This is a genomic window from Croceicoccus sp. (assembly GCF_983967925.1).
The window spans coordinates 1-7950 of the sequence record NZ_CFETID010000054.1; the positions used below are offsets into that span (position 1 = coordinate 1).

The following is a 7950-nucleotide window of genomic DNA, read 5'->3' on the forward strand; positions in this document are numbered from 1 at the left end:
GGGCACCATCAGCCATACTAATGGATCCGGTAGCCGCCGCAATATCAAGGGTGCCTGCTCCACCGGTCTGAATATCACCCGCCGCTGACTGGCTGACATCCACCTCACCCAGCACACTGATATGACCACTGCCGCTTTGTACCGCTGCCTCTACCGCAACATCAGCGACTGGGTCACGCTCGACGGGCTCGACATCGAGATCCACCTGGTGAAGGAGGGCGGCGTGCTCTCCGAGGAGTCCAAGTCCCACGAGAAGTTCATCCACGGGATCAAGGTCACCACCACTCGCGAGGGTCAGGCGGCCGCCGCGCTCGCCGACATCCTCGTTCGCGGCTTGTCGCAGACCCGGCTGCGCCGTCTCGCTGCGCTGTGCGGGTCCGAGGCCGGTCCGCTCCAGACGTTGCCGGCGGGCTGGTTGCGCATTTTGCCGACCGAAGCCCCGCTTGCGTCGGTCTCGGCCTGGACGCGTCTGCTCGGGCGCCTGACCGCTGCGGACTGGCCTGACGAGCAAGAGCACACCCCTACCTTGCGGGGCGTCGTTGAGCTTCTGGGCAAGGGCCACAGCGCCGCCGAGGAGATCGGCGCGGCGCTGCTCAGCGGCCGCGCCCTGGCAATCTGGCGCAAGGCGCTGCTGGCGGGGCCGACCGGATCGCTCGATACGACGCTGGAGAATCTCAAGCAGGACGACGGCCTCGAGGCCTGCGTCTCGGTCGCCTGGATGCCCGCCAGCGCCTTGGCGGCCTCGCCGCGCCGGTTCGTTCGCTTGATCGGGCTTAATTCGTCGCGCTGGCCGCGGAGCATCTCCGAAGACCGCCTGATCTCCGACCACGTCATTCCCACCGCCGATCTCGATCCCCTGCCGGTCGCGGCGGCCGATCGCCGGGACTTCGAGACGATCCTCGCCACGACCGAGCGCCAGGTGGTGCTGTCGCGTGCGCGCCGCGACGGTGAAGGGCGGCTCCTCGGCCGCAGCTCGCTGCTCGGCGCCTATGGCGAGGAGACCTACGTCCGCCGCAACGCGGTCCCAGCTCATGCCTTCAGCGAGACCGATCGGTTGATGGCGCGCCCGCCGGAGTTTGCCGACGCGCCCCAGGCGGTCGCCGCCACGGCCTGCTGGCGCAACTGGCACCGCAAGGAGATTACGCCGCACGATGGCCTGGTGCGCGCCGAACACCCGCTCTTGTTGGCCATCCTCGACCGCACCCAGTCGGCAAGCTCGCTTCGCCTCCTCCTGCGCAGCCCGCTCGGCTTCGTCTGGCGCTACGCGATGCGGCTGCGAATGCCCGAAAGCGGCGCTGATCCTCTGGTTCTCGACGCCCTGGGCATGGGCGACCTCGTCCACATGACGCTCGATCTGGCGCTCCAGAAGTTGGAGGCCGACGGCGGTCTGGCCAACGCCGACGAGGCGCAGATCGAAGCCACCGTGCAGGAGGCCGCACGCGAGATCGCCAGGGTCTGGGAGAGCGAACGCGCTGTGCCGCCGGAGGTGATCTGGCGCCGGACGCTCGACGACGCCCGCATTCTGACGAGCCGCGCGCTCACCTATGACGACGAGCGGCTGCCGGACGCCCGCTCCTATGGAGAAGTGGCCTTTGGCGGCTTAGAACCCAAGTCGGACGCCGACAGCCCCTGGGATTCCAACATCCCGGTCGAAATCCCCGACGCGGACTTCCGGATCAACGGCTACATCGACCGTCTCGACCTTTCGGGCGACGGCAAGCGCGCCCTGGTCCGGGACTACAAGACCGGGCGCCCGCCTAGGGAGGATATCAGCGTCGACGGCGGCCGCGAGTTGCAGCGCTGCCTCTACGCCTTTGCCGTCAAGGCGCTGCTCGGATCCGAGATCTCGATCAGCGCCTCTTTGCTCTTCCCGCGCGAGCAGGTCGATCTCCAGCTCTCCGATCCGGAAGCCACCCTGGTCGAGATCACCGGCTATCTGCAGGCGGCGCGCGCCAACCTGACCGCCGGGCACGCCCTCATCGGGCCCGACACCGGCGGAACATATGACCACCTCGCCTTCGCCCTGCCGGCGAACGCTGGCGCCACCTACTGCAAACGCAAGCTGCCCGCCGCTACCGATATGTTCGGCGACGCCGCGCAAGTCTGGGAGGCCCAGTGATGACCGCCGCAAGCAAAGCCCTGCGCGACGACAGTGCCCGCCGCGCTGCGATCAGCGTCCACGACCGGTCCATCTTGGTGGAGGCCGGCGCGGGTTCGGGCAAGACGGCCGTCATGGCCGGCCGCATCGCCGCGATGCTGGCCGAAGGGGTCGCGCCCAAATCGATCGCGGCCGTCACCTTCACCGAACTGGCGGCGAGCGAACTTTTGATCCGCGTCCGCGACTTCGTCGCCGACCTCGTAGTGGGCACGGTCCCGACCGAATTGCGGATCGCTTTTCCGGACGGTCTGTCGGAAATCCACAAGGCCAACCTCGCGGCGGCCTCGGCAGCGATCGACGAGATCACCTGCTCGACGATCCACGGCTTCTGCCAGCGCCTGATCAAGCCCTATTCGGTCGAAGCCGACATCGACCCGGGCGCCCACGTGATGGACAGCAACCAGGCCGACCTCGCTTTCATCGAGATCGTCGACATCTGGCTGCGCGAGCAGCTTTCCGGCGGCCAGGCCGGCATCATCGCCGAAATGGTGTTGCAAAGCCCCGGCGAAACCGTCGGGCTGATCCATAAGATCATCGCCAACCTGCGCAAGCGGCGCACCGTGTCGGCGCCGCCCGCGACGCCGCTCGCGCCGCATCTGCGCGCCTTCCATGATGCGACCGCGGCCTTCTCTGACTTCATCCAGACCGCGCCCGCGGTCGAGGACGAGACCGCGACGTTCGCCGAGCGGCTCGCCGGGATGGCCCAAGCGATGGAGGATGCGGCGACCGCCGAAACGCCGGCCGGACTCATCCGGCTGCTGGTGACGCCGCCGCACCCCGATCTTTGCACCAAGAGCGGCTCGTTTCTGGCCTTCAGAAAGAAGGGCAAATGGGTGGAGGCCGCCAAGCGCGAGGGCCTGGCCAAAGCCGATGGCGACCGCCTCAACGCGGCGGCCGAGGGCCACTACGCGGCGTGCTGTCAGGCGTGGCAGCTCCTACTCCAGAATGTCGCCAGCCACGTCCTGGCCGATCTGATCGCGCAGGCGCAGCCGGTGCTGGAGCGGTTCCGGGACTACAAACGTTCGGCCGCCTTGCTCGATTTCGACGACCTAATCTTCGCCGCGCGGGACCTGCTGCGCGATCATGACGAGGTCCGCCGCGCGCTGAGCGCGCGCTTCACACGGGTTCTCGTCGACGAATTCCAGGACACCGACCCGCTGCAGACCGAAATCTTCTGGCGGCTATGCGGGGAGCCGCCCGCCGGACGCGCGACCGCCGAGTGGAGCGAGTTCCAGATCCGCCCCGGCGCTCTGTTCCTGGTCGGCGACCCCAAGCAGGCGATCTATCGCTTCCGCGGCGCCGATGTCAGCGCCTATGTCCGGGCGCGCGACGCCTTCATCGCGCAGGATGCCGACAGCGTCCTGTCGATTTCCACCAACTTCCGCTCCTGCGCGCCAATCCTCACCTATGTGAACGAGCGCTTCGAAACGCTGCTATCGAGCGACGGCCAGCCGGGTTTCACCGCACTCGACCCGTTCCATTCCAACCGGGGCGAGGCTCCCTGCGTCGCGGCGCTGGATGTCACCGTCGCCGACGAGAACGGCAAGGCGAGCGCCGAGCAGCAACGCGATGCGGAAGCCGAAGCTGTCGCCGAGTTGTGCGCCCGCCTGATCGGCAGCGAGATTATCATCGATCGTCGCTCCGATGCCAGCCGGGTCTGCCGGCCGGGTGACATCGCCCTGCTCGCGCCGACCGGAAGCGACCTGTGGCGTTATGAAGAGGCCCTTGAGCGCCACGGCATTCCGGTCGCCACCCAGGCCGGCAAAGGCCTGTTCAGGCGACAGGAGATCCAAGATCTCATCGCGCTGACCCGCATCCTTGCGGATCGCCGCGATACGCTCGCGTTGGGCGCGCTCTTGCGCGGCCCTCTGGTCGGTTTGACCGAGGAAGAACTGCTCGACATCATCTGGGCGCTGCCCCGGTCCGAAGAATATCCCGAAGCCCTGCCGCGCCTCGACCTCGGCGTGGAGACCAGTGCGATCGCCCACCCGTTGGCGCGCTCGGTGATCGAAAAGCTGCAAGTCCTCAATCGCCGGACCAACAATACCACGCCGCACAACCTGCTGTCGCAAGCGGTCGACGTGATGCGGGTGCGGCCGATGCTGCTCGCCCGCCACCGGGGCCAGGCCGAGCGGGCGCTCGCCAATGTCGATCTTTATCTCAGCCTGACCTCCGCTTTCGCGGTTCGGGGACTGCGCGCCTTTGCCGAGACCATGACCGCTGCATGGACCGATGAAGCCCGCGCCGTCGAGGGGCGGCCCGACGCGCAGGAAGAAGCCGTTGCGCTCTACACCATGCACGCGGCCAAGGGCCTTGAGTGGCCGATCGTGGTGCCGGTGAACACGATGACAGGCATCATGCCGGCCGAGAACGCGGTGACTGATCGCGAAAGCGACGCCTTCTACTGCCCGGTTTTCGGCGTGAAACCGGCCGGCTATGACGAAGTGCGCGACGCGGAAAACGCCGAGCTCGATCGCGAGCGCGTCCGCCTCTGGTACGTCGCCGCCACTCGGGCGCGCGAGCTGCTGGTTCTGCCTCGCCTCGACGCCTCGCCGTCGAAGTCGGCCTGGATTTCGTTGCTCGACCTCTCGCTCGGCGACCTCCCGGCGCTCGATGTGGCTCATCTGCCGCTGGAGATGGGCGCCGTGGCGGCGGGCGAAGGCAACCAGCAGACCCGCGAAAGCTTTGCAGTGGAAGCCGCCGCTATCGCCGAGCGCCATCGCCGCTTGACCTGGCTGGCGCCCAGCCGTGACGAAAGCAGCGTCGGCCCAGTGCTTACCTCGGAAGCGGTGGAAATCTGGGCGGCGCGCGACGAGCGCAAGCCCGATGACGAGGCCAAACGCCCCAGCATACAGGGGGGACGCGAGCGCGGCCTGATCCTGCACAAGCTTCTCGAAGAGGTGTTGACCGGCGAGACCGCTCCAGACAGCGCCGCGCTGACCGATCGGGCGCGCTCGCTCATCGCGGCGCTCGGCTGGCCGGCGGTCGAAGACCCGTCACAGGGCCTTTCACCCGCTGAACTTGTCGGCTGCGTCTCCCGCACGCTTGCCTTGCCCGAAATCGCAGAGCTTCGTCCCGTCCTCAGCCCGGAGCTCCCGGTCTATGCGTCAACATTCCTCAATGAGGTTGAGCAGGCGTCCGCCGGCATCGTCGACGCCATCGGCTGGGCCCCCGATGGGACGCCGCAGGTGGTCATCGACTGGAAGAGCGACGTCCAGCCAACGCCTGAGACGGTCGATCACTACCGCGCTCAGGTGCGGGCCTATCTGGATATGACCGGCACCACGCGCGGCCTGATCGTGCTGGTGACGACCGGCGAAATCATCGCTGTAGCGCCGTCGCCGCTCGAGGCCTAGTCGCCTGCGGTAGGGGGAAACCGATGCTGACCCGCGCGAGCGCCGCAAAACCTGCTCGGAACTGAGACGACGCCCGACGACCTCGCCAAACTGCAATTCCGATTGCAGCCATAGCGCCTGGCGACCTATCCGCAGAACGGTCTAATCGTCGCACAGCGCACTCCTTTGCAATGAGGGCTAAAATCTAAAGAGTGGCAGTTTCCTAGATCAGCAAGTCTAACTCTAACCGGGAGAGATTAGGATGCAAAGCGGCCGTGGCCGACTGATGATCTTCTTAAGAACGAAAGGAGGTGGCTCTCTGGACGAGAGCGGAAAAAGGCATGCGATCCCCGCGGCCTATGGAGACTTGAAATGACTCAGATTGAACAGCAGAACCGCATCGCCAACTTCTTTGCCGCCCTTGCTCGCCTGCTGAGCGGCCAGTCCGGACGCTTCACTGAATTCCGAGACAAGGTGGACATAATGCTGAGCGGTACGGCTCCTCACGCTTTCGGCCTGATGCAGTTCGCTTCCCGGGTCCAGACAACTGGCCGCCCGCTCCTCTGGGTTCATCAGTCTGCAGAATGCCCTGTTCCGCAGATCGGCCTGATCGCGCAGATGGGAGGGGGGATGCACTACATCGAGAGCTGCATGCTCTGCCTGACTGGCGAAGACGACCGCGCGACCCTCGTACCAGACGGCTTCAATCTGGGCGCGTACAGATTCGACGATGCGCTCGATCTGCACCACATCACGGAAGCACCGGCCTCGACCTTCGAAGCGGCAAATGGTGACATGGTGAGGGCCTACAACCGACTTATGGCGATCCAAGCCGAGCAGTGGGAGCGGGGTGATACCTTCGACCTGCCTTACCTCGCCCAGGCGGCCTAGATTTCATAGTGCGCCGGATCGTCCATGGACGATCCGGCATCGCCACACAGGATCTATCTTCGTTGGTCGATTGCCCTGAGCATAACGGTTTTGGCGCGAATAACTTGACGCTTCTTAACCAGCGAAGGTTAACGGCAGTGATTGAACCGTTAGTATTCGGCCGATTGCGGGCTACGCGATAAGCGGTTGGTCGGATTGGAGCAGGTTGTGTCCGGCTACACCCGTACGGGTGAATGTTGTGGAGGGCCTCTAGAAATGGCGGGAAGTGGGCCGTGACCGGACTGCCCACTGTTGGAATGGTCATCTCGTGAAAGCAGACATCCCCTCACAATCATCGCAGCTGCTTGAGGCGGTAGCGATCATGCTGTTGGGGGGGAGGGGGAGATGAGCTCGGGCGACCTCTAGAGCAGTGTTCGACACTGTTAAAAGCGACAGTGTCTCCTGCGCCGTCCTGGTTGTTGCCTCGTGCGCGGCTGCCGCATGCGAGATAGATCTGGCTTACGGCATCTTAACGCATACAGTCAGGAATCGGAACTGGAAGAGCATGCTGAAATGTTGCGCGCACTGGCGCCGCGCGCGCTCCCTCGATCTCGCATTCAAACGGGCGCTCGACGCGGTCGAAAAGTGGATCGGCGAAATGAAGGTCAGATAGGCAATAGAAGACAACCTAGCAGTCGCTGCGAGACAGGGGGACAAGCAGCCTTTCCGCCAATGCAACAAAATAAATCTGAAAAGCTGATCCGTTGTGTCCATATCTTTGTTGAAGGAGGCTGGAATGCGAAAAGTGCGCGAAAAGATTATGGCCCGGGCAATGATCAGCAGAAGCTGTGCGAACTTCCTTTCCGACGTCGATCTCAAGCCGGGGATCGCTCAGTCCGGAGGTGCCTTGAACAAGCACCAGCACCAGAAGATAAGGTTTCGGTCCAAGTACGATTGTTGGTCAGAAACGGACATCGTGCTCGAAAAACGGGGCTCGTTATTAGCTGGATCGATGGAGCATGCACGGTTCGCAAAACGAGCAACGCTTGACCTCGAGTACAGGTGGTTTCGCTTCCGTGAAAGCAAGAACGGCTTTTCCATGCTTGCAATCTGGGACAAGGAGCTTCCCGCGACGATCTGTGCTGCAGGCTCCTCGGGGAACTACCGTTTGCTCGACCTAGTAGATTTTTCCGATTTCAAACCCTTGTTCTTCGTGCGTTCGAACCCGGTAGTCCATTCCTTAAAAAATGTTACGAGAATGCGCCGTAGTCCCGAAATGCAAAGGTCTGGAGGGGAGCGACGGCGATGTAAAGCTCTTCTCATTACCATGAAGGATGAATGGTCGAAAAGTTTCTGGGGCTATTGGTCTCCTGAAGCAGGATATCTATCGACCATGGACGCTCCGTGAGCGAGAGCGCGACGCGAGAGCAATTAGCGCATGATGCCATGCGGGTGCCTGATAAAAAATCTGGCAGGCCGATTATTCAAGCAGTTCTTGATTGACCAAGGTAACGTCAGCATATGAGCTGTTCGTCTCCGCCAATTGCAATTTACGCAATGGGCGGTCGGTCGCATTGCAGCAGGTTG

The 7950-nt window shown here is 64.0% G+C and carries 4 protein-coding genes; all 4 read left to right on the top strand.

Annotated elements, in window-relative coordinates; all coding sequences use genetic code 11:
• Window positions 1–121 precede the first annotated feature (121 nt).
• The 4 genes from AC4FIJ_RS16175 to AC4FIJ_RS16190 all read left to right on the top strand — a co-directional run bounded on the left by AC4FIJ_RS16175 (window position 122) and on the right by AC4FIJ_RS16190 (window position 7771).
• Window positions 122–2119, top strand: coding sequence for a PD-(D/E)XK nuclease family protein (locus AC4FIJ_RS16175; protein WP_490337664.1), 1998 nt, complete (start codon window positions 122–124; stop codon window positions 2117–2119).
• Window positions 2119–5514, top strand: a complete 3396-nt coding sequence (locus tag AC4FIJ_RS16180) for a UvrD-helicase domain-containing protein (protein ID WP_067468904.1) — start codon at window positions 2119–2121, stop codon at window positions 5512–5514. The genes AC4FIJ_RS16175 and AC4FIJ_RS16180 overlap by 1 nt, the downstream gene beginning before the upstream one ends.
• A 351-nt stretch (window positions 5515–5865) precedes the next feature.
• A complete protein-coding gene (locus AC4FIJ_RS16185; protein ID WP_067468604.1) occupies window positions 5866–6384 on the top strand; it encodes a hypothetical protein in 519 nt (172 codons plus the stop codon).
• Window positions 6385–7159: 775 nt separating this feature from the next.
• On the top strand, window positions 7160–7771 hold the full coding sequence (locus AC4FIJ_RS16190; RefSeq protein ID WP_067468607.1) for a hypothetical protein: 612 nt from the start codon (window positions 7160–7162) through the stop codon (window positions 7769–7771).
• Window positions 7772–7950: the final 179 nt, after the last annotated feature.

Coding starts and splice junctions, on each gene's coding strand:
- AC4FIJ_RS16185 (WP_067468604.1), top strand. CDS start 5,866: ATGACTCAGATTGAACAGCAGAACCGCATCGCCAACTTCTTTGCCGCC.
- AC4FIJ_RS16180 (WP_067468904.1), top strand. CDS start 2,119: ATGACCGCCGCAAGCAAAGCCCTGCGCGACGACAGTGCCCGCCGCGCT.
- AC4FIJ_RS16190 (WP_067468607.1), top strand. CDS start 7,160: ATGCGAAAAGTGCGCGAAAAGATTATGGCCCGGGCAATGATCAGCAGA.
- AC4FIJ_RS16175 (WP_490337664.1), top strand. CDS start 122: ATGACCACTGCCGCTTTGTACCGCTGCCTCTACCGCAACATCAGCGAC.